The organism is Variovorax sp. 770b2, assembly GCF_900115685.1.
Lineage (GTDB): Bacteria > Pseudomonadota > Gammaproteobacteria > Burkholderiales > Burkholderiaceae_C > Variovorax.
On the sequence record NZ_FOXJ01000001.1, the window covers coordinates 1,647,357 to 1,672,566 of the forward strand.

28 protein-coding genes are annotated in these 25,210 nt (G+C 66.7%); 9 read left to right on the forward strand and 19 right to left on the reverse strand.

The window, feature by feature from the left end; genetic code table 11:
• Positions 1-4: 4 nt before the first annotated feature.
• Positions 5-988, reverse strand: a complete 984-nt coding sequence (locus BM133_RS07510; RefSeq protein WP_093432704.1) for an FAD binding domain-containing protein — start codon at positions 986-988, stop codon at positions 5-7.
• Entirely contained in the window at positions 985-1,680 is a 696-nt protein-coding gene (locus tag BM133_RS07515; protein WP_093432705.1) for a 2Fe-2S iron-sulfur cluster-binding protein, read from the reverse strand. Before BM133_RS07515 ends, BM133_RS07510 begins: the two co-directional genes overlap by 4 nt.
• 226 nt (positions 1,681-1,906) lie before the next feature.
• Between BM133_RS07515 and BM133_RS07520 the strand changes: the two genes are divergently transcribed.
• Complete coding sequence (locus BM133_RS07520) at positions 1,907-2,212, forward strand: hypothetical protein (RefSeq protein ID WP_093432707.1); 306 nt, start codon at positions 1,907-1,909, stop codon at positions 2,210-2,212.
• 108 nt (positions 2,213-2,320) lie between these two features.
• Entirely contained in the window at positions 2,321-2,599 is a 279-nt protein-coding gene (locus BM133_RS07525) for a hypothetical protein (protein ID WP_093432708.1), read from the forward strand.
• A gap of 40 nt (positions 2,600-2,639) precedes the next feature.
• Here the strand turns inward: BM133_RS07525 and BM133_RS07530 are convergent, their stop codons facing one another.
• Together BM133_RS07530 and BM133_RS07535 are read right to left on the reverse strand one after the other, a co-directional pair.
• Entirely contained in the window at positions 2,640-2,954 is a 315-nt protein-coding gene (locus tag BM133_RS07530) for a hypothetical protein (protein ID WP_177224745.1), read from the reverse strand.
• A gap of 94 nt (positions 2,955-3,048) precedes the next feature.
• Positions 3,049-3,201 (reverse strand): hypothetical protein, encoded by a 153-nt coding sequence (locus tag BM133_RS07535; protein ID WP_093432711.1) that lies wholly within the window; start codon positions 3,199-3,201, stop codon positions 3,049-3,051.
• 250 nt (positions 3,202-3,451) lie between these two features.
• On the opposite strand from BM133_RS07535, the gene BM133_RS07540 reads away from it, so the two are divergent.
• Positions 3,452-3,796 (forward strand): PRC-barrel domain-containing protein, encoded by a 345-nt coding sequence (locus BM133_RS07540; protein ID WP_093432713.1) that lies wholly within the window; start codon positions 3,452-3,454, stop codon positions 3,794-3,796.
• Positions 3,797-3,998: 202 nt separating this feature from the next.
• Here the strand turns inward: BM133_RS07540 and BM133_RS07545 are convergent, their stop codons facing one another.
• The 5 genes from BM133_RS07545 to BM133_RS07565 form a co-directional block, all read right to left on the reverse strand.
• Positions 3,999-4,955 (reverse strand): PDR/VanB family oxidoreductase, encoded by a 957-nt coding sequence (locus tag BM133_RS07545; protein ID WP_256219085.1) that lies wholly within the window; start codon positions 4,953-4,955, stop codon positions 3,999-4,001.
• A 33-nt stretch (positions 4,956-4,988) separates the two neighbouring features.
• The gene (locus tag BM133_RS07550; RefSeq protein ID WP_093432714.1) at positions 4,989-5,861 is read right to left on the reverse strand and encodes an MOSC domain-containing protein; all 873 of its coding nucleotides are present in this window, start codon (positions 5,859-5,861) and stop codon (positions 4,989-4,991) included.
• A gap of 28 nt (positions 5,862-5,889) precedes the next feature.
• The gene (locus BM133_RS07555; protein ID WP_093432716.1) at positions 5,890-6,276 is read right to left on the reverse strand and encodes a RidA family protein; all 387 of its coding nucleotides are present in this window, start codon (positions 6,274-6,276) and stop codon (positions 5,890-5,892) included.
• 66 nt (positions 6,277-6,342) lie between these two features.
• Positions 6,343-8,139: a flavin-containing monooxygenase gene (locus BM133_RS07560; protein ID WP_093432717.1), complete on the reverse strand. Its 1,797-nt coding sequence runs from the start codon at positions 8,137-8,139 to the stop codon at positions 6,343-6,345.
• A gap of 402 nt (positions 8,140-8,541) precedes the next feature.
• The gene (locus BM133_RS07565; RefSeq protein WP_093432719.1) at positions 8,542-10,275 is read right to left on the reverse strand and encodes a CocE/NonD family hydrolase; all 1,734 of its coding nucleotides are present in this window, start codon (positions 10,273-10,275) and stop codon (positions 8,542-8,544) included.
• Positions 10,276-10,455: 180 nt separating this feature from the next.
• On the opposite strand from BM133_RS07565, the gene BM133_RS07570 reads away from it, so the two are divergent.
• Complete coding sequence (locus tag BM133_RS07570) at positions 10,456-11,169, forward strand: TetR/AcrR family transcriptional regulator (RefSeq protein ID WP_256219202.1); 714 nt, start codon at positions 10,456-10,458, stop codon at positions 11,167-11,169.
• 200 nt (positions 11,170-11,369) lie between these two features.
• On the opposite strand, the gene BM133_RS07575 is transcribed toward BM133_RS07570, so the two are convergent.
• From BM133_RS07575 to mltG, 8 genes are all read right to left on the reverse strand, one after another.
• Entirely contained in the window at positions 11,370-11,852 is a 483-nt protein-coding gene (locus BM133_RS07575) for a DUF2726 domain-containing protein (RefSeq protein ID WP_093432722.1), read from the reverse strand.
• A 104-nt stretch (positions 11,853-11,956) separates the two neighbouring features.
• A complete protein-coding gene (locus tag BM133_RS07580; RefSeq protein WP_093432723.1) occupies positions 11,957-12,169 on the reverse strand; it encodes a DUF4124 domain-containing protein in 213 nt (70 codons plus the stop codon).
• The gene (locus BM133_RS07585; protein WP_093432725.1) at positions 12,163-12,840 is read right to left on the reverse strand and encodes an ankyrin repeat domain-containing protein; all 678 of its coding nucleotides are present in this window, start codon (positions 12,838-12,840) and stop codon (positions 12,163-12,165) included. The genes BM133_RS07580 and BM133_RS07585 overlap by 7 nt, the downstream gene beginning before the upstream one ends.
• On the reverse strand, positions 12,837-13,643 hold the full coding sequence (locus BM133_RS07590) for a TatD family hydrolase (RefSeq protein WP_093432726.1): 807 nt from the start codon (positions 13,641-13,643) through the stop codon (positions 12,837-12,839). The genes BM133_RS07585 and BM133_RS07590 overlap by 4 nt, the downstream gene beginning before the upstream one ends.
• Positions 13,644-13,763: 120 nt before the next feature.
• Entirely contained in the window at positions 13,764-14,153 is a 390-nt protein-coding gene (locus BM133_RS07595) for a PilZ domain-containing protein (RefSeq protein ID WP_093432728.1), read from the reverse strand.
• On the reverse strand, positions 14,150-15,166 hold the full coding sequence (locus tag BM133_RS07600; RefSeq protein WP_093435155.1) for a DNA polymerase III subunit delta': 1,017 nt from the start codon (positions 15,164-15,166) through the stop codon (positions 14,150-14,152). The genes BM133_RS07595 and BM133_RS07600 overlap by 4 nt, the downstream gene beginning before the upstream one ends.
• A gap of 5 nt (positions 15,167-15,171) precedes the next feature.
• Positions 15,172-15,831, reverse strand: a complete 660-nt coding sequence (gene tmk / locus BM133_RS07605) for a dTMP kinase (RefSeq protein WP_093432729.1) — start codon at positions 15,829-15,831, stop codon at positions 15,172-15,174.
• A gap of 61 nt (positions 15,832-15,892) precedes the next feature.
• Positions 15,893-16,915: an endolytic transglycosylase MltG gene (gene mltG / locus BM133_RS07610; protein WP_093432731.1), complete on the reverse strand. Its 1,023-nt coding sequence runs from the start codon at positions 16,913-16,915 to the stop codon at positions 15,893-15,895.
• Between the two features lie 90 nt (positions 16,916-17,005).
• Here mltG and BM133_RS07615 point away from each other — a divergent pair, with 90 nt between their 5' ends.
• Positions 17,006-17,932 carry a CAF17-like 4Fe-4S cluster assembly/insertion protein YgfZ gene (locus tag BM133_RS07615; protein ID WP_093432733.1) on the forward strand — a complete coding sequence of 309 codons (927 nt, stop codon included), beginning with the start codon at positions 17,006-17,008 and terminating at the stop codon, positions 17,930-17,932.
• 145 nt (positions 17,933-18,077) lie between these two features.
• Positions 18,078-19,001 (forward strand): hypothetical protein, encoded by a 924-nt coding sequence (locus BM133_RS07620; RefSeq protein WP_093432734.1) that lies wholly within the window; start codon positions 18,078-18,080, stop codon positions 18,999-19,001.
• 19 nt (positions 19,002-19,020) lie between these two features.
• On the opposite strand, the gene BM133_RS07625 is transcribed toward BM133_RS07620, so the two are convergent.
• Both BM133_RS07625 and BM133_RS07630 read right to left on the reverse strand, forming a co-directional pair.
• On the reverse strand, positions 19,021-19,899 hold the full coding sequence (locus BM133_RS07625; protein ID WP_093432736.1) for a YbgC/FadM family acyl-CoA thioesterase: 879 nt from the start codon (positions 19,897-19,899) through the stop codon (positions 19,021-19,023).
• Complete coding sequence (locus tag BM133_RS07630) at positions 19,896-20,861, reverse strand: alpha/beta hydrolase (protein ID WP_093432737.1); 966 nt, start codon at positions 20,859-20,861, stop codon at positions 19,896-19,898. Before BM133_RS07630 ends, BM133_RS07625 begins: the two co-directional genes overlap by 4 nt.
• A 150-nt stretch (positions 20,862-21,011) precedes the next feature.
• Between BM133_RS07630 and BM133_RS07635 the strand changes: the two genes are divergently transcribed.
• From BM133_RS07635 to BM133_RS07645, 3 genes are all read left to right on the forward strand, one after another.
• Positions 21,012-22,148: an iron-containing alcohol dehydrogenase gene (locus BM133_RS07635; RefSeq protein ID WP_093432739.1), complete on the forward strand. Its 1,137-nt coding sequence runs from the start codon at positions 21,012-21,014 to the stop codon at positions 22,146-22,148.
• Positions 22,149-22,422: 274 nt separating this feature from the next.
• The gene (locus tag BM133_RS07640; protein ID WP_093432741.1) at positions 22,423-24,768 is read left to right on the forward strand and encodes a type VI secretion system Vgr family protein; all 2,346 of its coding nucleotides are present in this window, start codon (positions 22,423-22,425) and stop codon (positions 24,766-24,768) included.
• Complete coding sequence (locus BM133_RS07645; protein WP_256219086.1) at positions 24,758-25,195, forward strand: hypothetical protein; 438 nt, start codon at positions 24,758-24,760, stop codon at positions 25,193-25,195. Before BM133_RS07640 ends, BM133_RS07645 begins: the two co-directional genes overlap by 11 nt.
• The last annotated feature ends 15 nt before the right edge of the window (positions 25,196-25,210 follow it).

Genomic DNA, 25,210 nt, shown 5'->3' on the forward strand with positions numbered 1-25,210 from the left:
CTCCTCAGGCGGCCCGGGCGGCCTCGTTGATGGTGGCCTGCAGCGTGCGGCGCAGCAGCGGGAGCTTGAAGTCGTTGTGGCCGAAGCCGCGTGCGCCCGCCAGCACGGTGTCGGCCGCGGCGTTGACGGTGGCCTCGTCGAGCACGGTGCCCGCGAGGCGGGTCTCGGCCGCTTCCACGCGCCACGGCTTGTGCGCGAGGCCGCCGAACGCCATGCGCGCCGAGCGGATGCGCCCGCCGCTCGCATCCACGATGGCCGCCACCGACACCAGCGCGAAGGCATAGGAGGCGCGGTCGCGCACCTTGCGGTACACGTGGCGGCCGGGCAGGGGCGGCGGCAGCGTCACGCCGGTGATCATTTCGCCGGGCTGCAGGTTGGTCTCGACGTGCGGCGTGTTGCCGGGCAGGCGGTGGAAATCGGCGATGGGAATCACGCGGCGCATGCCGCTGGGCATCACGGTCTCCACTTGCGCATCGAGCAGGCGCATGGCCACTGCCATGTCCGACGGATGCGTGGCGATGCACTGATCGCTCGCGCCCAGCACCGCGTGGATGCGGTTGTAGCCCTGCAGCGCCGAGCAGCCCGAGCCGGGCTGGCGCTTGTTGCAGGGGCGGGCGGTGTCGTAGAAGTAGTAGCAGCGCGTGCGCTGCAGCAGGTTGCCGCCGGTGGTGGCCTTGTTGCGCAGCTGGCCCGAGGCGCCGGCGAGCAGCGCGCGGCTCAGCACCGCGTAGTCGCGGCGCACGCGGGCGTCCGCGGCCAAGTCTGAATTACGCACCATCGCGCCGATGCGCAGGCCGCCGTTCTCGGCGGGCTCGATGCGGTCCAGGCCCAGGCGGTTGATGTCCACCAGGTGCACAGGCGTCTCGACCTGCAGCTTCATCAGGTCGAGCAGGTTGGTGCCGCCGGCGATCATCCGTGCGCCAGGCCGGGCGGCCGCGGCGGCTGCGGTGGCGGGCGTGTCCGCGCGTTCGTAGGTAAAGGCTTTCATGAGCGCGCCCCAGCCGCTTCCTTGATCGCCGCGACGATGTTCGGGTAGGCGCTGCATCGGCAGAGATTGCCGCTCATGCGCTCGCGGATCTCCGCCTCGGTCAGCGTGACGGCGCCGGCCGCGAGGTCGCGCGTGACATGGCTGGGCATGCCGAGCTTCACCTCGGCCAGCATCCCGGCGGCCGAGCAGATCTGCCCCGGCGTGCAGTAGCCGCACTGGAAGCCGTCGTGGTCCAGAAAGGCCTGCTGGATCGGATGCAGCGTGTCGCCCTGCGCCAGGCCTTCGATGGTGGTGACGGACTGCCCGTCGTGCATCACCGCCAGCGTCAGGCATGCATTGGTGCGGCGCCCCTCGATCAGCACCGTGCAGGCACCGCACTGGCCATGGTCGCAGCCTTTTTTCGTGCCGTTCATGCGCAGGTTCTCGCGCAGCGCATCCAGAAGCGTGGTGCGGGTGTCGACTTCCAGGCGCTGCGGTTTGCCGTTGATTTCGAGCTGCAGCGGCATTCGCTGCGGCGGCGGTTCGGCCACGGCCGCAGGATTTGCTGCTGGACCTGCCGCGGGGGCGGATTGCGCGTGCGCCAGCAATGGCGCATGGGCACCGGCGAGCGCTGCGCCCGACTGGAACATGGCGCGCCGCGTCAGGCGACTTGCGCCATCGTCCACGCCGTGCGGGTGATCTTCGAATTTCATGTGGGTTTCTCCGAGCGCATGAGGCGCGAAGAAAATCCTAGGAACGGTGTCCGGGTGCGCGGCAGCGTCATCGCGCTGTTGTGATGTAGGCACGCGCCGACGGTTGTGCGGGCCCGGATCTGTAGGCCGTTTCCTGCGCCAACATGGCCGGATATCCATCGACCGCCGCTTCTGCATGCGCCTTCAATGCTGCTGCGAAGCACCCCCCAAAAAAGGAGACACGGTCATGGAATTCGAGGGCATCTATTGTTTCGATACGGCGTCGGTGCGCTTTGCCGTCTATCCCAACGGGCCGGACGGCGCGAGGGTCGTGGCGCACATTTCAGAAGACACCTTGCACGACGCATTCGGCACGCGGGAAGTGGGCGACGGATTGCTGCAGGCTTGCAAGACCCACTTCGACGCGCTCGAGGCGGCGGTCGTCGCACGCTTTCGAGCCGACCCTCGGTGGCCTCTCATGATCACCCTCGACGACTTTCCCTTACGCCGCGATCTTTCTACCGGTGACCGGAGCGGCGCAACGATCGCCTGAAGCCCCCCGGCGAAGGGGCGACGCATCGCACTTGCCATCGGCCTGCGCCGACGTGGGCTATACGGTGGCGCCCGAACCGACGCACCTCAATCCCTCAAAGGAGTCTTTATGCAGAAGCTTCGAATTTCGAACGAGCGGCGGGCGCGGCTCCTGGCCGACGGTGTTCTGGCCATCAATGCAAGAAGCGAGGAAGTCCTTCATGGATTGACGCTCGAAGAGTCGCAGTTCCTGATGGACTTCGGCGATGGCTTGCAGAGCGATAGAACTGCACTCGAACGTCAAGGCGAACTCACGCTGCGGCACGAGCATGCGCGGCTGAGGATCGCAACCGCGGACGATGAAAGCAGCGCAGACGAGGAGCACCGTTTGCGGCCCGCAAGATTTTGAACGCCACGCAGCCCTGAGCAAGTGCGCCGTTCTGGGTTGGCTATTTTTTCGGCGCAGAGGGCGCGGGCAGTTCTGTCGCGATGGCGGCCTTGCTCCTCACCCTTGCCGATTCGGCCTGTTCCAGGCATGCGGGTTTGTCCACGCTCTTTCCACCGTCGCATTTCTTCATGGCAGCGGCATGGTCGGCATCGATTTTTGCCTCGGCCGCCTTGCGTGCATTGAGTGGGGCCGGCTTGTCGCCGGGCGTACCGGACTCGGGTCCGGCGGCGTCGATCTCCGCTGGAAGCGGAAGCGCCACCTGTGCGCCTGCGTGGCTGAAAACAAAGCCACTCGTAATGACAACGATGAACGTCAAACACAGTCTTGGCATGGTGGTCTCCCGAGGGGAATACCGGATCGGGGCCAGTCGCGGTTCGCCGCGTCCGGTCCGCGTGCCGCACTTGGAATGTTCAGCCGTGGCGCTTGAAGTACTGGACTTCGCGCTCGTGCTGCTGCGCCTGTTCTCGCGAGCTGAACGTGCCCAGATTGCGGCGCTTGCCCGTCTTCGGGTCGGTCTTGCGGGAATAGAGACGGTATTCCCCTGAAGTGAGTTTTCGGATCATCGGAGGCTCCTTTACGGCTGGCGGAAAAATTCAATCTGGGCCGGGAGCACGGGCGATCGTGTCGGACGATTTCACTTCGCCTTGCCAGAACTCAGGGAGTTTCAAGGCCTCTTGGCAGCGGGAAATTTCCTACAGAACGACGGTGTCGCAACCGATCCGAACTCTCTGCGTCGCGCGCGACACAGACATCTCGATTCCGGAACTCAAGGCCTCTGCGCCTTTTTTCAATTTTCTTCAAAAGGAGATATTCATGGCACTCACTTCCAGCCACAACGTGATTTCATCGGACCGGGTCGAAGGGACCGGTGTTTACAACGCAGCGGGCGACAAGCTCGGCACCATCGACGATCTCATGATCGACAAGCTGACCGGACAGGTCCGCTATGCGGTCATGGAGTTCGGTGGTTTCCTCGGCATCGGCACCGACCGCTATCCCATTCCCTGGAACATGCTGAAGTACGACACCGCGCAGGACGGGTACGTCGTGCCGATCGACAAGGCCGTGCTCGAAGGCGCCCCGCGCTACACCAGCGACCGGGTCCCGGACTACGACGAGAACTACAGCAGCGCGATCAACAAGTACTACGGGTTCTGAGCGGCGTTACCGATCACCCACGGTGCGTCGAGGTTGAGGCGCTGCGCAAGCAGGCGCTCTACGAAATCCTGATGGGGCAGGGGGTCAAGTTCGGGCGCGCCGTGCAAGAGCTGACGGCCATTCCTGCAGACTCGTCGCGGTCCGCTTCGCTGCGCCATGACACCGCGCACGCGGTGCGATCGAAAGGCGAAGGAGGCAGGGCCTACAGATCCAGCACGAGCGTTTCGGACTTCGAACCCGAGCAGCAGACCATCACGCGGTCATTGACCGCCTGTTCGCCTGGGGTGAGGACCTGGTCCCGGTGATCCGGCGTGCCTTCCAGCACCATCGTTTCGCAGGCCCCGCACACGCCTTCCTTGCACGAATAGGGCACCTTGATGCCGGCCGCCAGCAGCGCGTCGAGCATCGTCTTGCCGGGCTCCACCTGGATCGTTTTCCCCGAGCGGGCGAGCTGCAGCGTGAAACCACCGACGACCGCAGGCGCCTCCTTGGCACTGAAGTACTCGACATGCACCTGCTCGCGCGGCAAGCCGCTCGTGGCCTCCTCGAAAGAAGCCAGCATCGGAACCGGTCCACAGCAATACAGATGGGCCTTGGGCGGCGCGCAGGCCACCACCGCCTGCAGGTCGAGCACCGCACCGCCGGGCTCCTGGTCGAAGTTGAAGTGCACCCTGTCGGGCCTGGCGCCTGCCAGTCTGTCGAGTGCGGCCCGAAAGGCCGCCGTGCGGCGGTTTCTCGCGCAATAGAAAAGCTCCCACGAGCGCCCGAGCGCCTCGAGCCGTTCGATCATCGATATCAACGGCGTGATGCCGATGCCACCGGCGATCAGGATCGTGTGTTCGGCCTTTTCGTCGAGCGCGAAGTTGTTCCTCGGCGCTTCGAGAAGAACCTTGCTGCCCACGCGCAGGCGTTCATGCATCTGCCGCGAACCTCCCCGGCTCCTCAGGTCCTTGTTGACGGCGACCACGTACCGATGACGCTCGTGGGACGGATTGCACAGCGAGTAGCTGCGCACGATGCCATCGCTCAGATGGATATCGACGTGCGCCCCCGCTGCGAAGGCCGGGAGCTCCTGCTCGTCCGGCGCCCTGAATTCGAAGGACTGGATACCTTCTGCCTCGAAGCGGATGGCCTGGAGGCGAACCTCGATCGTGTTCACGGCGGTCTTTCGAAAAAATGGCTGCGGATGGATTCAGTGAACGCGCACGTCCTGCCCGACGTGAAGCGCGCCGTCCACCTTGATCTGCCCGTAGACGCTGATGCACTGGTTCAGGTCGCGCACCAGCGTGCGCATGATCGACGTGTCGCGCGGGAGTTCTTCCTGCTCGCGCGTCACCATGACGCAGCGCGGGCATCGCATCACCACGTCGATGCCGACCGCACCGAACTGCAGGCTCTTGCCGAGCCATTGCTCTTCCAGCAAGCCCGTGGTCCCGGCATCGTCGCTCAGCAGGATGTTGGGCCTGAACCGTCGCACGTCGATCTTCGAATCGGGCAGCAGCGTCTGCAGATGACGCATCGAAGCCTCGGTGAGGATGTTGATCGGCAGCGCATCGAAGTACGTACCGGGCGGCACGACAAAGGTCGTGAGCTCGCGCACGAGGTCCGGCGGAAACTGCGACAGGTCCAGCGGCTCGTCGTCCTTCAGCGCGAACATCTTGCGCACCTCGGACATGATGTCGCCGGTCTCGAGCTTGTTGATGCGGTAGTGGTCTTCATCCGATGCCGGCCGCAGCGGCCAGAGCGTGACGTGGCGGCCGACCAGCTCGGACAACTCCGCATGGATCCGGATGTCGTCGGTGTTGATCTCCATTCCATTGGGGAAGGTAATGCGGGCATGTGGAACGAGGCCGTTGTCTGCCACCTGGTCGGACAGATACCGTGCCGAGCACTGCATCAGTTCGCCCAGGAATTTGGCGCCGCGGATGGTGCGTGCTTCATCGTCGCGCACGGCCCAGCCGCGGTCGAAGCGCACGCCGCCCTTGCTCACTTCGGCGCTGGCGAGCCGTTCGCCCTGCATCGACTTGACCGGGTATCTCCAGAGTTCCTTGACGGTGAGTTGCATGGTTTGCTGCTCCTGTGGATGAAGGCGCTCAGGCGAGCGCGGTCGCCTTGATCTCGACCTGCGCGCCCGGCAGGGCGAGGCCGGCCACTTCGACGGAGGTCCAGGCCGGATAGGGCGCGGTGAAGAAGCGTGCGAGGGCCTCGACGAAGAGCGGCATGTGCTCGCCCAGCGGCCCGACGTGAAAGGAGTTGATCTCCACCACGTCGGCATAGCTGCGGCCCGCGGCCTCGAGCACCTGGCCGAGGTTGTGCAATGCGAGATCGATCTGAGCTGCGATGCCGTCGGCCAGCGTGAGGTCGCTGCCGATGCCGAGCTGGCCCGACAGGAACAGCAGCCCGCCGGCACGGACGGCCGGGGCGAAGTGGTAGTGCGTATGGAAGTGCTCCATACCGATGGGAATGATGGCATCTCTCATGATTCGGGAACCTCGAAAAAAGTGGTGAATGAAAGGGAACAGAAACGGGAGGAGGGGGTCGGCGCCTCAGCGCGTGTGATGCACCGGCTGCAGCGCATGCACCGGCGTCGCCAGGCCTTCCATGCGCGCCTTGATCTGCAGCGCCAGCGTGAGCGAATAGAAGCGCGACTGGCTCAGGTTGCCGCCGTGGATCCACAGGCCGGGTTGCTGCGTCGGCTTCCACATGTTGCGCAGCTCGCCTTCCCACGGGCCGGGGTCGTTGGTGGTGTCGGAGCCCAGGCCCCAGCACTTGCCCACGCGGTCGGCCACTTCGGGCGATACCAGGTCGGCCAGCCAGCTGTTCATGGAGCCGTAGCCGGTGGCGTAGACGATCACGTCGGCCGGCAGTTCGCTGCCGTCGGCCAGCACCACCGAGCGCGGCTTGACCTGCTCGATGCTCGTGCGGCTGCGCAGCTTGATGCGGCCGTCGGCGATCAGCTCCGATGCACCGACGTCGATGTAGTAGCCCGAGGCGCGCCGCATGTACTTCATGCCCAGGCCGGAGCCGTCCTCGCCGAAGTCGAGCATGAAGCCCGCGGCTTCGAGGCGCTGGTAGAAATCCTTGTCGCGCTCGGCCATCGCCTCGGTGAGCGGGATGTTCAGCCAGGGCGCGACGCGGTTCGGGACCGAGGCCGCGATCAGGTCGGCCTTCGCGGTCGTGATCCCGGCGTCGACCGCCTTCTCGGAATAGAGGCCGCCGAAGAACAGGTCCATCAAGGTGTCGGAACGCGCGATCAGCGTGGAGGAGCGCTGGACCATGGTCACGTCCGCGCCGTGTTCCCACAGGTCGGCGCAGATGTCGTGTGCCGAGTTGTTGGCGCCGAGCACGACCACCTTCTTGCCGCGATAGGCCTCGCCGCCGGGGTGCTGGCTGGAGTGGTGCTGCTCGCCCTCGAAGCCCTGCGCGCCGGCAATGGCCGGCACCACCGGATAGCCCGCGACGCCGAGCGCGAACACCAGTTGCTTCGGGCGCAGGACGAGGGTGCGGCCCTCGCGCTCCACCTCGACCTCCCAGGTCTGCGTGGCCTCGTCGTAGCGGGCCTTCCGGCACAGCGTGGAACCCCAGTAGTCGAGCTCCATGATGCGGGTGTACGCCTCCAGCCAGTCGCCCAGCTTGTCCTTGGGCGTGAACACCGGCCAGTCGTCCGGAAAGGGCATGTAGGGCAGGTGGTCGTACCAGACCGGGTCGTGCAGGCACAGGGACTTGTAGCGGCTGCGCCATGTGTCGCCCGCGCGCGCATGGCGCTCGATGACCAGCGTCGGCACGCCCAGCCGCTTGAGCCGCGCGCCCAGTGCGATGCCACCTTGCCCGCCGCCGACAACCAGGCAGTAAGGCTGCTCGGTGTGGCCCAGCGCGGCTTCCTCGCGCTGGCGCTTTTCGAGCCATGTCACGCGGGCGGTGTCGGCGCCGTGCTCGGCACCCTTCACACGGCGATGCCGCGACTTTTCTTCGAAGCCCTTGAGCTCGTCGAGCACCGTAAGCAGCGTCCAGCAGCGGCCTTCGCGCAGGCGCAGCAGGCCCTGGCCGCGGCCGGTGGCGGTCTCGAAGCGGAAGCTCGCCGTCAGCATGCCGGCCTGCGTTTCGGGCGAGCCCTCGATCGTCCAGGCGGAAGGTTGCGTGTGCGCCAGCGTGGCGGCGAGCATCTCGCGGATGGCCTCCTGGCTTTCGCAGGTCACGATGTTCCAGCTGAACGCGACGAGGTCGCGCCAGAAGCACTGTTGCGGCTCGAAGAGCGCGCAGGCGCCTTTGATGTCCCGGCGCGCAAGGGCGTCGCCGAAACGGGCCAGCCAGTCGTGGGCTTCGGTGGTCGTGGTGGTTGTCATGGTCTTGTCTCCTTGAACGGCATCAGGCGTGCGCGAGTGCTTCGAAGAAATGCGCGAGTTGTGCGGGCGCTTCCAACGTATCGCGCTGGTGGCGTGCGAACTCGCGCGTTGTTCCAGGCCATCGTCGGTTCTCCTTCGGGTGGGAAGTCGATTGGCACCAGCCGTGGATGGGCTTGGATCGCCAGATCTCATTAAAAACGATATTTATCTGGTATTCAAGCAAATGCAGCGAGCAATGAGCGTGCCAGCATTATGAAAACCGATTTGCATCGGTTTTATGGGAAAGAGGGGAGTTGTGCACCCAAAGGGCGCGCGGGTGCCGAGACATGGTGCGCCACGCTGGGGGAAGGTGCACCCTTGGCGCACCTTCCCCGCCCGAAGGCAGGCGCCGGCCCTTGCAGCTCAGCGCGTCTGCAGGATCAGCGTGGCCTGCTGGTCCGGCCCGAACTCGAAGCGGACGCCGAAGCGCTCGCCGGGGTTCACCGGTGGCGCATACAGGCTGTCGACCGTGTCCAGCACGACACCGATGTGATGGCCCGCGGGAACGTCGTAGGCCGTCGCCGAAAGTTCGATCGGGAGGTCGATGGTCTGCCCCGCCGTCGCCCGGTGCAGCGTGGCGGCACCATGGGTGATCAGCACGCCGGCGCCGATCGCATCCACGTCGTAGAGATAGGCCACCACCTGCGCGCGCGCTTGCGACGGCGTGACGCGCAGGTTCAGCCTGGGAATGCCGCGGATCTTCTGCGTGTGCGGCAGCATCGGCCCTTCGTAGCGCACGCCGGTGGACAGGCCGACCGTCAGCAGCGAATTGACGACAGGCAGGTCGAGGCTTTCAGCGAGCGTGGACAGCACCGGGATCGGTCCACTGGTCGCTGTCGTGTCCCAGAAGTTCTGGATCAGGTCCGAGCCCTTGGCGCCATTGGGCGAGGACGAAATCGAGCCCTTGTCGCCCTTGCCGCAGAGGCAACCGAGGTCAAAGCGCAGTGCGCCGCGCGGGCCGAGGTAGTAGGTCTGCTCGCTCAGCTCGGTTGCAGGCCAGGTGGCGAAGGTTTCGCGGCGGTCGCTGAACTTGACCTGCATCGTCACTTTCGGTTCGGTGTCCACGCCGTTGCGCACGCCCTTCAGCCAGCGATCGAACCAGCGATGCGCCTGGTCGTACGGGTAGTTGTCGATGCCCAGCACGGCGCCCGGCGCTTCGGCCGACGCATGGATGCCCGGGTTGAGCAGCATCTTCTTGGGACCCGTGAGCGCCGCGAACATCGCCAGCGACGAGTTGGGCGTGAACAGGTCGTCCTGGTAGTTCTTGCTGATGAACACCGGCACATTGCGCGCATTGATCTCGTCCACGTAAGTCGACGGCGAGCGCACCTTCGACCAGGCCATGATCTCGGCGATCTTCGTGGGTGGGGTGTCGGGGTCCATCAGCTCCCGCATGTACTGGTTCACCTCGGGCGCGGGCCGGCCCGTGATCGTGCCGAGGCTGAGGAAGGTTCCCCACGTCAGGTTGCCGGTGCTTCGCGGATAGAGCTCGTCGGCCATCGTGGCCCAGCCCGACAGCGCCACTGCGGTCTTGATGCGCGTGTCCTTGGCCAGCGCCATGAGCGACAAGCCGGCGCCATAGGAGATGCCGCTGGCAGCGATGTTGCCGGCATCGACGGGAGCGTTGGCCTGCAGCCAGTCGATCACCGACGACACGTCGCGCACGTCCTCGGGCGCGGCAGCACCGATCAGGCCTTCGGACAGCCAGAAGCCGCGTGCGCTGTAGCTCGCGACCACGTAGCCATCTTTGGCGAGCCGCTGTTGCTGGCCGATGTATTCGATGCGGCCGGGCGCGGCCCAGCTCGCGATCATCACGATGGTCGGGAAGGTCTGCGTGCTGCTGGTGCGCCTGGGCAGGAACAGGTTGGCCGCCAGCTTCGTGCCGTCGAAGCTGGTGATCGTCACCGCGGGCACCCAGCAGGTCCCGTCGATCGGAGAGACGATGCCCGGGGACTGCGTGGGCGAGGTGTAGCGGGCCGATTCCGCCTGGGTGGCGATGCGGCACAGCTCGGCGGAGGGCTGGGCGAGGGCAGGGAGCGCGGCCGAGGCCAGCGCCAGGACCATGGCGGGCAAGGCCCGCCGGGATGAAATTCGCATGCGAGGTCTCCAGGGTGTTGTTGTGCGGATCGTCAAATAAAGCGATATTTATCGTATTTATGGCGAAATGTACTTTCAATGAAGCTCGTCGACACTAGGGAAACCGATTGTTATCGACTTACAAACGATGTGAGACCAGACATGGATGGGCGCGACGAAACCAGGTGCGCTCATGTGAAGATGCACACCTTTCGTTCGTCACAAGCCATGGTTGGAATGAACCCGTCGAAACCCGTGAGTCCCGCGCCGTCGGTGCGCAAACGTCCGCAGCAGGAACGCGGGGTGGTGCGCTTCAACAGGCTGCTAGATGCAGCCCATGCCCTGTTGGAGCGGCAGGAGCTCCACGAGATCGGCCTCTACCAGATCGCCAAGGAAGCGCAGGTGCCGCCGGCCTCGGCCTACCACTTTTTCCCGTCGCCCGATGCCGTGCTGCTGGCGTTGGCCGAGCGCTATCACACGCTGTTCTACGAACTCGTCGATCACGTCGATGCCCCGCGCGCACCGACCTGGCAGGCATGGCTGAAGTTGCGCATCGCAGCGGCGGTGCGCCTGTACAACGACACGCCGCCGATCCGCAAGCTGCTGCTCGGCAGCCACACCACGCGGGAGGTGGTCCAGTCCGAGGCGGGCTTCAACGATGTGTTGGCGCGCAGCATCCTCGCGCACTGCGAGCGGCTCTTTCACATGCCGTACGTGCGCGATGCCGAACGCAGGTTTCTGGTGATGCTGACGCTGATCGATGCCGTGCTGAGCCTGTCGTACGCCAAGCACGGGATGATCACGCCGCAGTTCGAGGAAGACGCGCTGGTGGCCGCCGTGTCGTACTGCCGTACTTTTCTGCCCGAAGTTATTGAGCAGCGTGAAGCGGTTGCGCCATCGAAAACCGAGTCTTAGTGCGCGGGGATTGGGGCGGCCGCAGGGGTTGGGGCCGTCGTCCTGCAAGTCGCCCCTGTACCGTCGAGCTCGAATCAGGCGCCGCCAGCGGAAGTTGAGGAGGGATCGGCGCGCATGTTATTTAACATAATGCACATTGTGTTATTTTATAGACCCCTGAATCAGCCCACCCATTCCCGCAACCACGCAAGCAAATGCCCTCAGGACCCCTGCGGACTGACAGACGCCAGCGACGGATCGAAATCCGCCTCCACACGACCGATATCCGGCACCCGCGGGTAGCGCAACACGCGGTATCCGGCCTCGATCAGCATTGCATCGCGGTCCGGATCGCGCCTTGCCTTGTCTTTCTGGTTCTTGTCGCCGAGTTCGACCACGGCCACGACCTTGAACGAGCGATCGCACACGACGAAGTCGGCGATCCTGCGGCTGAACGTGCTGCGCGCCGCGCGCGTGCGGGCCGTGAGCAACGCGCCGAAGCTGACCTGCGGGAGCACCACCAGGTCCGGTAGCGTCTGCACGAGGCGGTTGTACATCGCCTGCTCGCGCGCGGTGAGCGGCGGCCGTGCCTTGGGCTTGTCGACAAAGCCACTGGTGCTTTGCTCGGACCGCTTCTTGGCCACGACCAGGAACACCAGCACCCCGACGGCCAACAAAACGACCATGAATAGGAACGTATTCATCTCTGCTTCTCCTTCTTCACAGAGTCTCGCATGAGTGCGCAGGCGCCCTTTTTTGGGTGTTCTGCCGGGCCTGCAGCGCGATGGATTCCGCCTTCAGCGCTCGTTCAGCGCTTGGGCGAACCGCCGGATCCTCTGCCTTCGTAGTTCACTCCCTTGGTCTGCTTGATCTCGACCTTCTTCGCGTCCGGACAAGGCTCGTTCGAGTACGTGATCCTCCCGCCCTGGACACATTTGTAGATCGAGTGCTGGGCTGCCGCGTCAAGCGCGAAATTTGCCAGGCCCAGTGCGACGACAACGCCGCCGAATCCCTTCACCATTTACCGTCCTTCGGTGGCGCTTTCGGGCCAGGTTTCGCATTCATGGCCGCGGTGATCAACTCCGCCGCTTCCGCGCGGTTCGCCTTGTTCGCGAAGTCGACCGCAGTCATACCCAATTGATTTTTCATCGCTGTGTCAGCGCCTTCGGCCAGGAGCAGCTTCACGGCTTCGCCCGAGCCGTACATGGCGGCCATCATCAGCGGCGTGGTGCCGTTGGGCGACTGCGCATCGATGAACGCGTAGTTGTCGAGCAGCACCTTCATGATGGTCAGCTGGCCGCTGGTGGCGGCGTAATGCAGCGGCGTCCAGCCGGTCTTGTTGACGGCCGCGTCGCGCTTGAGGAGCTGGTTGACCAGGTCCTGCTGGCCCTTGATGGCGGCCAGCATCAGCGGGGTTTCGTCCTTTGCGTTGGCGATGTCCACGTTCAGCTGCGGCGATTCGAGCAGCGCCTGGATGACCTTGGGCGAGGGCTCCCGCAAGGCGATGAGCAAGCCGGTCTGCCCGTTTTCGTCGCGCGTGTTGGGGTCGAATCCGCGCTTGAGCAGGCTGCGCACGCCACTGGCGTTGTCGCCGCGAACGGCACGGAAGAAGTCTTCGAACGAGCCCGCATGCGCTGCAAAAGATACAGCCATGACAAGGAGATAAAGCGGCTTCTTGAAGTAATTTCTCATGATTTGACGTCCCTGAACAGCGTTTCGAAGTTGTCGCTCGTCGCCTTGGCGATGGCCTCTACGGGCATGTTTCGCAACTCGGCGATCTGTTGGGCCACATAGGGCACGTACGACGGATTGTTGGTCTTGCCGCGGTACGGCACGGGCGCCAGATACGGGCTGTCGGTCTCGATCAGCATGCGGTCCAGCGGCACGAAGGCGGCCACGTCGCGCAGGTCCTGCGCCTTCTTGAAGGTCAGGATGCCCGAGAACGAGATGTAGAACCCCAGCTCGAGCGCCGCGCGCGCCACCTCGGCGGTCTCGGTGAAGCAATGGAACACGCCGCCTGCCGCGCCGGCGGAGCCGTCTTCGCCCTCCTCCTTCAAGATCGCAATCGTGTCGGCCGAGGCTTCGCGGGTGTGGATGATGAGCGGCTTGCGGGTCTGCTGCGCCGCTCGGATGTGCACGCGAAAACGGTCGCGCTGCCACTCCATGTCGGCGATGCTGCGGCCGCCCTTGCGCTCTTCCATCTGGTAGTAGTCCAGGCCCGTCTCGCCGATGGCCACCACGCGAGGCCGGGCCGAGAGGCGCACCAGGTCCTGGACGCTGGGTTCGGCGATGTCTTCGTTGTCGGGGTGCACGCCCACGCTGGCCCAGAAGTTGTCGTAGCTTGCGGCCAGCGCCTGCACGTCGTCGAACTCCTCCAGCTTGGTGCAGATGCACAGGGCCCTGTCGACCTTGGCCGCGGCCATGGCGGCGCGGATCTGCGGCATCTGGTCCGCGAACTCAGGGAAGGTCAGGTGGCAATGGGAGTCTGTGAACATGACGCTGATTGTCGGGCTCGTGCCAGGCATACCTCGGAGCCGGCTCGGCCGGGCCACGGGTATTGCCCCGTTGAAGGGGACGGCGCAACCACACGAGGTGCGCGCGGCCTGGAAGCGCGCCTAGATGGTTTGGGTCGGGCGGTCGGAGGCCATCGAGCCGCCGAGGGCTGCCTCGATGCGCGCCTTCAGCTGCCGCGACTTTTCGTCCGAGGGAAACCGGATGCCCACGCCGGGCGCCCGATTGCCGGCGGCGCGTGCCGGCGTGATCCAGGCGACCTTGCCAGCCACCGGGTAGCGCTGCGGGTCTTCAGGCAGCGTCAGCAACACATAGACGTCGTCGCCGAGCCGGTACTCGCGCGAGGTCGGAATGAAGATGCCGCCCTCTGCAAAGAGCGGGATGTACGCCGCATAGAGCGCCCCCTTCTCCTTGATGGCGAGCTGGATGACGCTCGGCCTGGCGGGCGTGGAGGCTGCGGACGCAGCGGCGGCGGGGGCGACAGGTTGGTTCATGGGCGGCGAGCGGCTGAGTTTAGGGTGCTTCGCGCTTCGCTCACAAGCGCTTCGAGCATGAGACCTGCATTGAACGGATGTTCGGCGGTTCGCGCGGCGTTCGCGAGCGACTTCGACCAACGCGCCAAGGCCAGCCGCGACGGCGCCGCCGGCAGGTCGGCCGCCTCGAAGAAACGCGGCTCGGCCCCGTTGCCGACAGCCATCAGGTCGTGGCAGAGCTTCTGCAGCGCGCCGACGGCCTGGGCGGGTGCATGGTCCGACAGCGCACCCACGTCGCCGCGCGAGATGGCCTTGGGAAACAACGACCACGCCTTGGGCGACTGGCCGGACCGCGCGAGCCGCAAGGCATCGCTGGGGCGTCCGCCGGCGGCGCGCAACAGGGCGGCCGCATCGGCGGGCGGCACGTCCTGCGCCACAAGCCAGGCCTCGGCCTCGGCCGTTTCGGGCCACGGCAGCGTGAAGCCCAGGCAACGGCTGCGAATGGTGGGCAGCAATTGCCACGCCGCCTCGCTGGCGAGCACGAAACGCACGTCGCCCACCGGCTCCTCGAGTGTCTTGAGCAGCGCGTTCGCGGTGATGGTGTTCATGCGCTCGGCCGGATACACCAGCACCACCTTGCCGCGCCCGCGCGCGCTGGTGCGCTGGGCAAAGCCGACCGCATCGCGCATCGCCTCGACGCGGATCTCGCGGCTGGCCTTGCGCTTCTTGTCGTCGATGTCGGCCTGCGCCTTCTCGTCGAGCGGCCAGCCCAGTTCCTGCATGGCGACTTCGGGCATCAGCACGCACAGGTCGGCGTGGGTGCGGACCTCGATGGCGTGGCAGCTGGCGCAGTGGCCGCAGGCGGCACCGCCCTCTTGCGCCGGCTGCTCGCACAGCCAGGCGGCTGCGAGCGCCAACGCGAGTTCATATTGGCCGATGCCCGACGGCCCTTGCAGCAGCCAGGCATGGCCGCGCTGGCGCAACAGGTCCGCGAGCGGCTGGCGCAGCCAGGGCGTGAGGGGCGGCGTGCTCATCGTGCTCATCGTGGGATTCCCGCGCCGTGCGATGCCAGCACGCCGCGCGCCACCAGCGCGGTCTCGATCTGCTGCCAGACCTGGTCGCGCGCCTGGCTGGCGTCGATGCGAACGAAGCGTTGCGCGTCCGCGGCGGCGCGGTCTGCGTAGCCTTGGGCCACGCGGCGGAAGAACTCGACCGGCTGCGCCTCGAACTTGTCGGGCACGCGCGCACCGGCCAGCCGCTGCGCCGCGATCTCGGGCGCCAGGTCGAACCACAGCGTGACGTGCGGCTGCAGCAGCCCCTCTGCCCTGCCTCCTTGCGCCCACTGTTCCAGTGTCGAGAGCACCGCTGCATCGAATCCGCGCCCCGCGCCCTGGTAGGCGAAGGTGGCATCGGTGAAGCGGTCGCACAGCACGAGGTCGCCGCGCGCGAGCGCCGGTTCGATGACCTGCACGATGTGGTCGCGCCGCGCCGCGAACACCAGCAGCGATTCGGTCAAGGGGTCCATCGGTTGTTCGAGGATCAGTCCGCGCAGCGTTTCCGCCAGCGGCGTGCCGCCGGGTTCGCGCGTGCGAACGACCGTGCGGCCCTGCGCCTTGAACAGCGCCTCCATTGCATCCAGGTGGCTCGACTTGCCCGCGCCATCGATGCCTTCCAGCGTCAGAAAGAGACCCTTGCTCATAGAAAATAACCTCCGCCTTCGGCTGCGGTGCGAGCTTGCTTGGGGCGGCCCGGCGCGGCGCTCATTGCGTCGCCTTCGGTTTGGCGTCGCCGCCGCCACGTTGGTAGCGGTTGACCGCGCGGTTGTGGTCGTCCAGCGAACTGCTGAACTGGCTGGTGCCATCGCCGCGCGAAACGAAATACAGCGACTTGCTTTGCGCCGGCTGCACCGCCGCCAGCAGCGCCGCCTTGCCCGGCATCGCGATCGGCGTGGGCGGCAGGCCGCCGCGGGTGTAGGTGTTCCAGGGCGTGTCGGCCTGCAGGTCCTTCTTGCGGAGGTTGCCGTCGAAGGTGGCGCCCAGGCCGTAGATCACCGTCGGATCGGTCTGCAGCGGCATGCCGATGCGCAGGCGGTTGGTGAAGACGGCGGCGATCTCGGCGCGGTCGTTGGCTTTTCCTGTCTCCTTTTCGACAATGCTCGCCAGGATCAGCGCCTCATCGGCCGATTTGATCGGCAGATCGGCGGCCCGCGCCGCCCAGGCGGCTTCCAGCTTCTTGTCCATGGCACGCATGGCGCGTTGCAGCAGGACGATGTCGGTCGAGCCCTTCGAGTAGGTGTACGTGTCCGGAAAGAAGCGCCCCTCGGGGTGCATGCCGGGCTTGCCCAGCCTGGCCATCAGCGCTTCGTCGGTCAGGCCCACGCTCTCGGGCTTGAGCTGGTCGGCCTTGCCGAGCGCCGCGCGCACCTGGCGCATGTTCCAGCCCTCCACCAGCACCAGGCTGCGCGTGGCCTCTTCGCCGCGCACCAGGATGTTGAGCAGCAGCTTGGGCGTGACGCCGCGTTCCAGCTCGTAGCTGCCGGCGCGCATCTGGCGGTCCTGGCCCGAGACGCGGAACCACAAGTAGAGCAATGGCGGCTGCACGTCGACGCCGGCATCGGCCACCGCCTGCGCGATGCCGCGCGGCGTGGTGCCGGGCTCGACGGACAGATCGGCGCTGGGCGCCGACATCTTGAGCGGCTGGTGCACCCACCAGAGTCCGCCGGCGCCGAGCGCGAGCGCGATCAGGGCGGCCACGAGGAAGAGCGTAAGAAAGAAGCTGCGCACGAATCCGATGGAGAGCGTTGGATCGACCGGGGAAAAAAGGGGGAGTCCCTGCCGCACCGGGGGGGACAGGCCGACCATGATAATTCAGCGATGACCACAGTCGTTCTCAACGGGGCCGCCACGCTGTCCCCACTCGGTGTGATTCGCGCCGAAGGCCCCGATGCCGCCAGCTTCCTGCACGGACAACTGACCCAGGATTTCTCTCTGCTCGGCGCCACCGAAGCCCGCCTGGCCGCGCTGTGCACCGCCAAGGGCCGCGTGATCGCGAGCTTCATCGGCATCCGGCCGCAGCCCGAACTGATCCTTCTGGTGTGCAGCCGCGACATCCTCGCTGCGACGCTCAAGCGCCTCTCGATGTACGTGCTGCGCGCCAAGGTCAAGCTGACCGACGCCACCGACCAGTTCGCGCTCTACGGCCTGGCCGGCACCGCGCTCACCGCCAACGGCCTGGATGCGGCCGCGCCGCCCGGCCAGCGCACCGCCGTCGGGGATGGCATCAGCGCGGTATCGCTGTACCCCGCCGACGGCGTGCCGCGTGCCTTGTGGATCGCACCGGCCGAGCACGCCGCGCCGGCGGGCTCGCACCTGGACACCGATGCCTGGCAGTGGAGCGAAGTCCGCAGCGGCATCGTCACCGTGACCACGCCGATCATCGAAGCCTTCGTGCCGCAGATGATCAATTACGAATCGGTGGGCGGCGTGAACTTCAAGAAGGGCTGCTACCCCGGCCAGGAGATCGTGGCGCGCAGCCAGTTCCGCGGCACGCTCAAGCGGCGCACCTACCTCATGCAGGCCGACGCGGCCGTGGCCACGGGGCAGGACGTGTTCGCGGCCGGCGACGGCGAACAGCCGGTCGGCACCGTGGCCCAGGCGGCGGCGGCGCCCGGCGGCGGCTGGTCGGCGCTGGTCTCGATGCAGATCTCGGCGCTCGAAGCCGGCGGCCTGCATGCCGGCGCGGCCAGCGGCGCGGCCCTCACGGTCGAGCCGCTCCCCTACCCCCTCCTCGAAGACATCTGATTTTTCTTCCCCCAACGCCCTGATCGAAAGGGCGTTTGGCGCCATCGAAAAAGATGGCGCCATTTTTTTGTGTGTCGCTTAACCCCGCCGTCGATGCTGCGCCGTAGAAGCCTGCATCGATCCACTCCTGGCAAGGAAGAGCACCATGAAGCGCAGACTTTTTTCCACCGTCCTGGCCCTGACCGCCCTCACCACCGGCCTGTCGGCCTGCGCCGAAAGCCCGGCCCGGCCGTTCGCCCCGCCCTCTTCATCCAGCCGCATCGGCTCGCTGATGCAGATCGCCATCGTCGATCGCACGAGCGGCGCGGAGCTCCCGATCTACCGCCACCGCGGCGAGTACTGGGTGGCGGGCCGTCCCGGCGCGCGCTATGCCATCCGGGCGCGCAACGCGATGGGCGAACGCATCATGGCCGTGATGTCGGTGGACGGCGTCAACGTCGTCACCGGCGAAACCGCGGGCATCGGGCAGACGGGCTATGTGTTCGGCGCGCGCGAAAACAGCGACATCACCGGCTGGCGCAAGAGCGATTCGCAGATCGCGGCCTTCGAGTTCGCCTCGGCCGGCAACTCCTACGCGAGCCGCACCGGCCGGCCCGACGACGTGGGCGTGATCGGCGTCGCGTTGTTCCGCGAGAACGTGCCAATGCCGTCCTCGCCCCCGCCGCCGATCGCGCCTTATCAGAGTCGCGACGAGTACAGCCCGCGCGATCGCGAACTGCGCAGCGAATCCTCCGCGATGGGCGATGCCCGCGCCAAGTCGGCGCCCGCCGAAGCCGAAGCGTCGGCCCAGGCCCCCGCCGGCAGCATGGCGCGCCGGCAGGCACCGGCCCCGAGCCTGGGCACGGCCCACGGCCGCCGCGAGACCTCGTACGTCGGCAAGACGAACTTCGAGCGCGCCCAATCGACGCCCGACGAAGTGGTCCGCATCCGCTACGACAGCCGCGAAAACCTCGTGGCCGCGGGCGTGATCCCGGTGCCGCCCACGCCCCGCTGGCCACGTCCGGCCGGCCCGTCGCCGTTTCCGGGCTCGGACCCCGGCTACGTGCCGGACCCGCCCGCTCGCTACTGACCGGATCGAGCGGAGCGGTTCAGCGCAGCGACCGCCGCATCTGCACATGCGGGATGCCGGCCTCGTCGAACGGCTCACCGTGCACCGCATAGCCCAGCCGCGCATAGAACCGCTCGGCGCTGCGCTGCGCATTGAGCGCCACTTCGCGGTCGCCGCGCGCCCTGGCCGCTTCTTCGAGCGCCTGCATCACGGCCGCGCCATGCCCGCCGCTGCGCAGCGTGCGATGCACCGCGACGCGGCCGATGTAGGAGACGCCGTCTTCCGCGTCCAGCAGCCGCCCGGTCGCAATGACCTGGCCGATGCGGTTGCGCGCCACCGCGTGCAGCACGACGGCATCGTGCGCATCCCACTCCAGCTCCTTGGGAATGTTCTGTTCTTCGATGAACACCGCGCGCCGCAGGGCGCTCGCGCCTTCGCCGAGCGTGTCCCATCGGCCCGTCTCCACGGTGCGCATCGGCTCGCCGGCCTCGAAGCCCAGCAGCGCCTCGCGCAATGCAGCAGGCACCGGCCTGGAGGTCTGCGTGGCCGGGCCGGCAAACACATACACCAGCTCGCAGCCCACCAGGTACTGGTCCTGCCGGAACAGCGCGCCCTCGAACACGATCGACGAATTGCCGATGCGCGCGCATTTCATGCCCACGTCGATCACGTCGTCCATGCGCGCCGAGGCGCGGAAATCGATCGTCGCCTTGCGCACGTACAGGTCGCCGCCCAGCGCATGCATGGCCTCTTCATACGGCAGCGCCATCGCGCGCCAGTAGTCGGCGATGGCCGTGTCGAAGTACATGAGGTAGTGCGCGTTGAAGACGATCTTCTGCATGTCCACTTCGGCCCAGCGCACGCGCAGGCGGTGGAAAAAGCGGAAGTCTTCGCGCCGGTTGGCTGCTGTCTCGGTCATGGTGCCAGTGCTTCCCTGAGGGCCCGGGCCGCGTCGCCCTGCGCCTGCAGCGCTTCGGGCAACGCGCGGCCCATCTTGATGAATTCGTGGATCACGCCGCGGTAGATCTCCAGCTCGACCGCCACGCCCGCGGCGCGCAGCTTGTCGGCGTAGGCGATGCCTTCGTCCACCACCGGATCGCATTCCGCGAGACCGATCCACGCGGGCGCCACGCCGTCGACATCGTCCGCCAGCAGCGGTGCGAAGCGCCAGTCGTCGCGATCTGCCGGCGTGCGGACGTATTGCGCGAAGAAGAAATCGATCATCGCCTTCGTCAGCAGCGGGCCGTGCTCGAAGCGCTGGTGCGAGGCCGTGTCCTGGTGCGCCGTCATGCCCGGGTAGATCAGCATCTGCAGTGCCACGGGCAGCCCCGCATCGCGCGCCATGATCGCGCACACCGCGGCGAGCGTGCCACCGGCGCTGTCGCCGCCCACCGCGAGGCGGCTGCCATCGAGGCCGAGGCTCGCACCCTGCGTGGCGACGAACTGGAAGGCGTCCCACGCGTCATCGGAGGCGGTCGGAAACTTGTGCGCGGGCGCGAGGCGGTAGTCCACCGACACCACCGCGCAGCCGCTCTTTCCGCTCAGCACGCGGCACAGCGTGTCGTGCGTGCGGATGTTGCCGACCGTGAAGCCGCCGCCGTGGAAGTACACCAGCACCGGCAGCACGTCCGACGAGGGCGCATAGAGCCGCGCGGGTATCGCAAAGCCGTCACGTGCCGCGATGCTGAAGTCCTCGATGCGCGCCAGCTCGGGCTTGGGCACTTCGAGCACGCCCGCGCCTTTTTCGTAGGACGCCTTGGCCTCGCCGGGCGAGAGCTGGTCGAGCGTCGGGTGTCCCGCGCGCGCCATGCGCTCGACCACGCTGGCCATCTTCGCGGTCAAAGGATGCTGGGGAAATGCTGTCGGAGGGTTGCTTGTCATGCGCGCTTACTTGAATGTCGCCATCACGCTCTCGTGCCCCCGCCGTGTGCCGGGCGCGACAGCGGCAAGGGTTTTGTTCATGGGCAAGATGGCCCCCTGTTGTTAGATTCGGATGGTCGGCAATCGTACTTCCCCCAGCGAACACGCCCCATGGCACTCATCCAATACCTCACCCAGATCCAGTTCGAATTCGGCGCCATCCAGCTCCTGTCCAGCGAGTGCGCGCGCATCGGCATCAACCGCCCGCTGATCGTGACCGACGCGGGCGTCCGCGCGGCCGGCGTGCTGCAGAAGGCGCTCGACGCCATCGCAGACCTGGAGGTCTCGGTGTTCGACCAGACCCCCTCCAACCCCACCGAAGCGGCCGTGCGCGCGGCCGTCGAGCTCTACCGCAGCGGCCGCTGCGACGGCCTCATCGCCGTGGGCGGCGGCTCGGCCATCGACTGCGCCAAGGGCGTGGCCATCGCCGCCACGCACGAAGGCCCGCTCAAGACCTACGCCACCATCGAAGGCGGCTCGCCGAAGATCACCGATCGCGCGGTGCCGCTCATCGCGGTGCCCACCACCAGCGGCACCGGCAGCGAGGTGGCGCGCGGCGCCATCGTCATCGTCGACGACCACCGCAAGCTGGGCTTTCACAGCTGGTTCCTCATGCCCAAGGCCGCGATCTGCGACCCCGAGCTCACGCTGGGCCTGCCGCCCAGGCTCACCGCCGCAACGGGCATGGACGCGATCGCGCACTGCATGGAGACCTTCATGTCGGCCGCGTTCAATCCGCCGGCCGACGGCATCGGCCTCGATGGCCTGGAGCGCGCGTGGCTGCACATCGAACGCGCGACCAAGGACGGCAGCGACCGCGAGGCGCGCCTGAATCTCATGAGCGCATCGATGCAGGGCGCGATGGCGTTCCAGAAGGGCCTGGGCTGCGTGCATTCGCTCAGCCACAGCTTGGGCGGCGTCGATCCGCGCCTGCACCACGGCACGCTCAACGCCCTCTTCCTGCCCGCGGTGATCCACTTCAACGCGGGCGCCGAGTCGGTGCAGAAAGACCAGCGCTTGCAGCGCATGGCGCAGGCCATGCACCTGGATTCGGCCGGTGATCTCGGCGATGCGATCCGCGACATGAACGCGCGCCTTGGCCTGCCCAAAGGCCTCGCGGAAGTCGGCGTCACGCCCGCGCTGTTCGAGAAGATCATCGACGGCGCGATGGCCGACCACTGCCACAAGACCAATCCGCGCCTGGCCACGCGCGACGACTACAAGGCGATGCTCGAAGCGTCGATGTAAGAGCCGGCCTGCGCGCTCAGAGCGCACTCGTCGATCGCCCCGCACAAGCGCCGCGCCCATCGTGCGCAGGGCATCGGGTGCTCCCCGCAGCGAAATCAAGGAGGAGGCCGCAGGCCGGGGGACATTCGCGGAGGGGAGCACCCGGTGGCCTGCGCACGCGCCCCGAACGACGGCGCCCGCCCCTCCCGCGTCATGCATATGACACAAGGAATTTCTAGACTGGCATTCGAAGGCTTCGCATCCGCAGAAGCCCCAAGGGCCAGGGAAATTCCGAATGCCACGTACCGTCCAGGTTCACACCGTCCTGAACACCGAGCAGCTGAAGTTCCGCGCGATGCGGGGACGGGAAGGCCTCTCGCAGCTGTTCGAGTTCGAGGTCGACATGGTCAGCCCGAGCTTCAGCCTGGACCTGAAGACGCTCTTGGGCACATCGCTCACGATCGAGCTCACGGACGGCGGCGCGCCGCGCTTTCTCAACGGCACCGTGGTGCGCTTCGAGCTCGTGGGCCGCGCCAACGAGACCGGCCGCCACTACATCTACCGCGCGCTGGTGCAGCCCTGGCTCTGGTACCTCACGCGCACCACCGACTGCCGCATCTTCCAGAACAAGAGCGTGCCCGAGGTGCTCGACGACGTGCTGGGCAAATACGGCTTCCAGTTCGAGAAGCGCCTGACCGGCAGCTACCGTGCGTGGGAATACTGCGTGCAATACCAGGAGAGCGACTTCGCCTTCGCCAGCCGCCTCATGGAGCACGAAGGCATCGCCTACCACTTCGAGCACAGCAACGGATCGCACCTGCTGGTGCTGGCCGACGACACCGGCGGCTACGGCAACCTGCCGGGCTACGCCACCATTCCCTACCGCCCGCGCGACCGCGTGGTCAACGCGATGGAGCCGTGCATCGACCGCTGGCGCATCGCCGAGCAGATCACCTCGGGCCGCGTGATGCTGGACGACTTCGATTTCAAGAAGTCGCGCGCCTCGCTGCAAAGCGTTCAGCAAGACCCCAAGCCGCACGACCACTCGACCTACGAAGTCTATGAATGGCTCGGCGGCTACAGCGAGCACGGCCAGGGCGACGCCTACGCGAAGATCCGCCTGCAGGAGCTGCAGTGCGCCTACGAACTGGCCGCGGGCCACACCAACGTGGTGGGCATGGCGCCGGGCTATCTGTTCCAGATGACGCACTGCCCGCGCGAAGCCGACAACCGCGAATACCTGGTCACCGAAACGCGCTACGACCTGCAGGAGCCCGAGTATTCCAGCGGCGGCAGCGCCGAATCGGTGTGCGAGTTCGACTTCACCGTGCTGCCCTCCACCGTCGCCTACCGCCCCGCGCGCAGGACCCCCAAGCCGCGCACCAACGGCCCGCAGACCGCCACCGTCGTCGGCCCCGAGGAGATCTGGACCGACCGCTTCGGCCGCGTGAAGCTGCAGTTCCGCTGGGACCGCTATGGCCAATCGGACGAGAACAGCTCCTGCTGGGTGCGCGTGTCCAGCAGCTGGGCCGGCACCAACTACGGCACCATGCACATGCCGCGCGTGGGCCAGGAAGTGATCGTCGATTTCATCGGCGGCGAGCCCGACCGCCCCATCATCACGGGCCGCGTCTACAACAACGACCAGATGCCGCCCTGGGAGCTGCCCGCCAACGCCACGGCCAGCGGCATCCTCACGCGCTCCAGCACCGGCGGCGCGGCCAACCAGGCCAACATGCTGCGCTTCGAGGACCGCACGGGCGCCGAGCAGATCCTGCTGCACGCCGAGCGCAACCTCGATGTCGAGGTCGAAGCCGACGAGACCCACACCACCGACGGCACCCGCACCACCCTCATCAAGGGCCACGAGTCGGCCACCTACCAGAGCGGCGAGACGCGCGATGTCACCGCGGGCGCCAGGGAAACCATCACCGGCGGCGACACCCGCAGCGTGACCGGCGGCTTCGGCGAAACGATCGCCGGCGGCGTGACGCAAACGATATCGGGCGGCAAGACGCGCACCCTCAGTGGCGGGCTGAACGACACCATCGCGGGCGGCGTGCAGCTGGCGATCACCGGGGGCTTTCACGGCACCATCGACGGCAAGGAAATCCGCTTTGTGAGCGACGGCCGCACCGACACCATCGACACCTCGAACAACGTCACGGTCAACGGCCCCTCGACCACGATCGTCACCGGCCCCACGGTGCACACCTCGCCCGACGTGACCTTCAACACGACCAACCACATCCACAACACGACGCAGCACGTCATCAACACGACGACCTACAACACGACCTCGACCACCTACAACAACCTCACGGTCAACTACACCAACAACTCCGCCACCTACATCAACAACTACGCCAAGAGCAGCGACTGGCGCTGGTTCCGCGCGGGCGGGGTGGGTCTTCGCATCAGCCTGGTGGGCATGTCGTTCGACGTGTGGGGCGCGCGCCTGCAGTACTACGCCGGGCTCAACGCGCAGATCGCGACCGTGAAGATCGACACGGCCGTCTTCTCGCTGAAGAACAAGCCGCTGGAGGTCAGCACCAAGGGCCTGGCCATCGCGAACAAGGGCATGCTCATCGCCACCGGAGGCCTTGCCGCGAAGTTCAAGGTGCTGACCCTTGTGGTTTGAAACGCTGCTCTGGATCGTCTTCGCCGTCGTGATGAGCGCGGTGATCGTGACGGCCATCTCGGTGGTGATCGTCGCCTCGCGCGAGAACCGCATCTACTCGGCCGAAGAAAAAACCTGGAAGCGCCTCGCGCAACGCGGCATTCCGGCCGAGGCCATCGTCGAGTCGGTCAAGCGCTCGGAGCACGAGCTCTCGCGCGGCGGCTCGCAGGGGCAGACGGTGCTGGCGGTGGAGATGTCGCTGAAGGTGTTCGACGGCGCGGGCGGCGCGAGCCCGGCCGTCCTGCGCACGCTGGTCGACGAAGCCCTGCTGCCGCAGTTCTGCATCGCGGGCACGCGGGTGCACCTGCTGCGCGACCCCGACGACGCATCGAGCCTGGCCATCGACCGCACGCGCACGCCGCTCGAAATCGCGCGCGCCGCGGGTTGATGATCGATCGGGCCG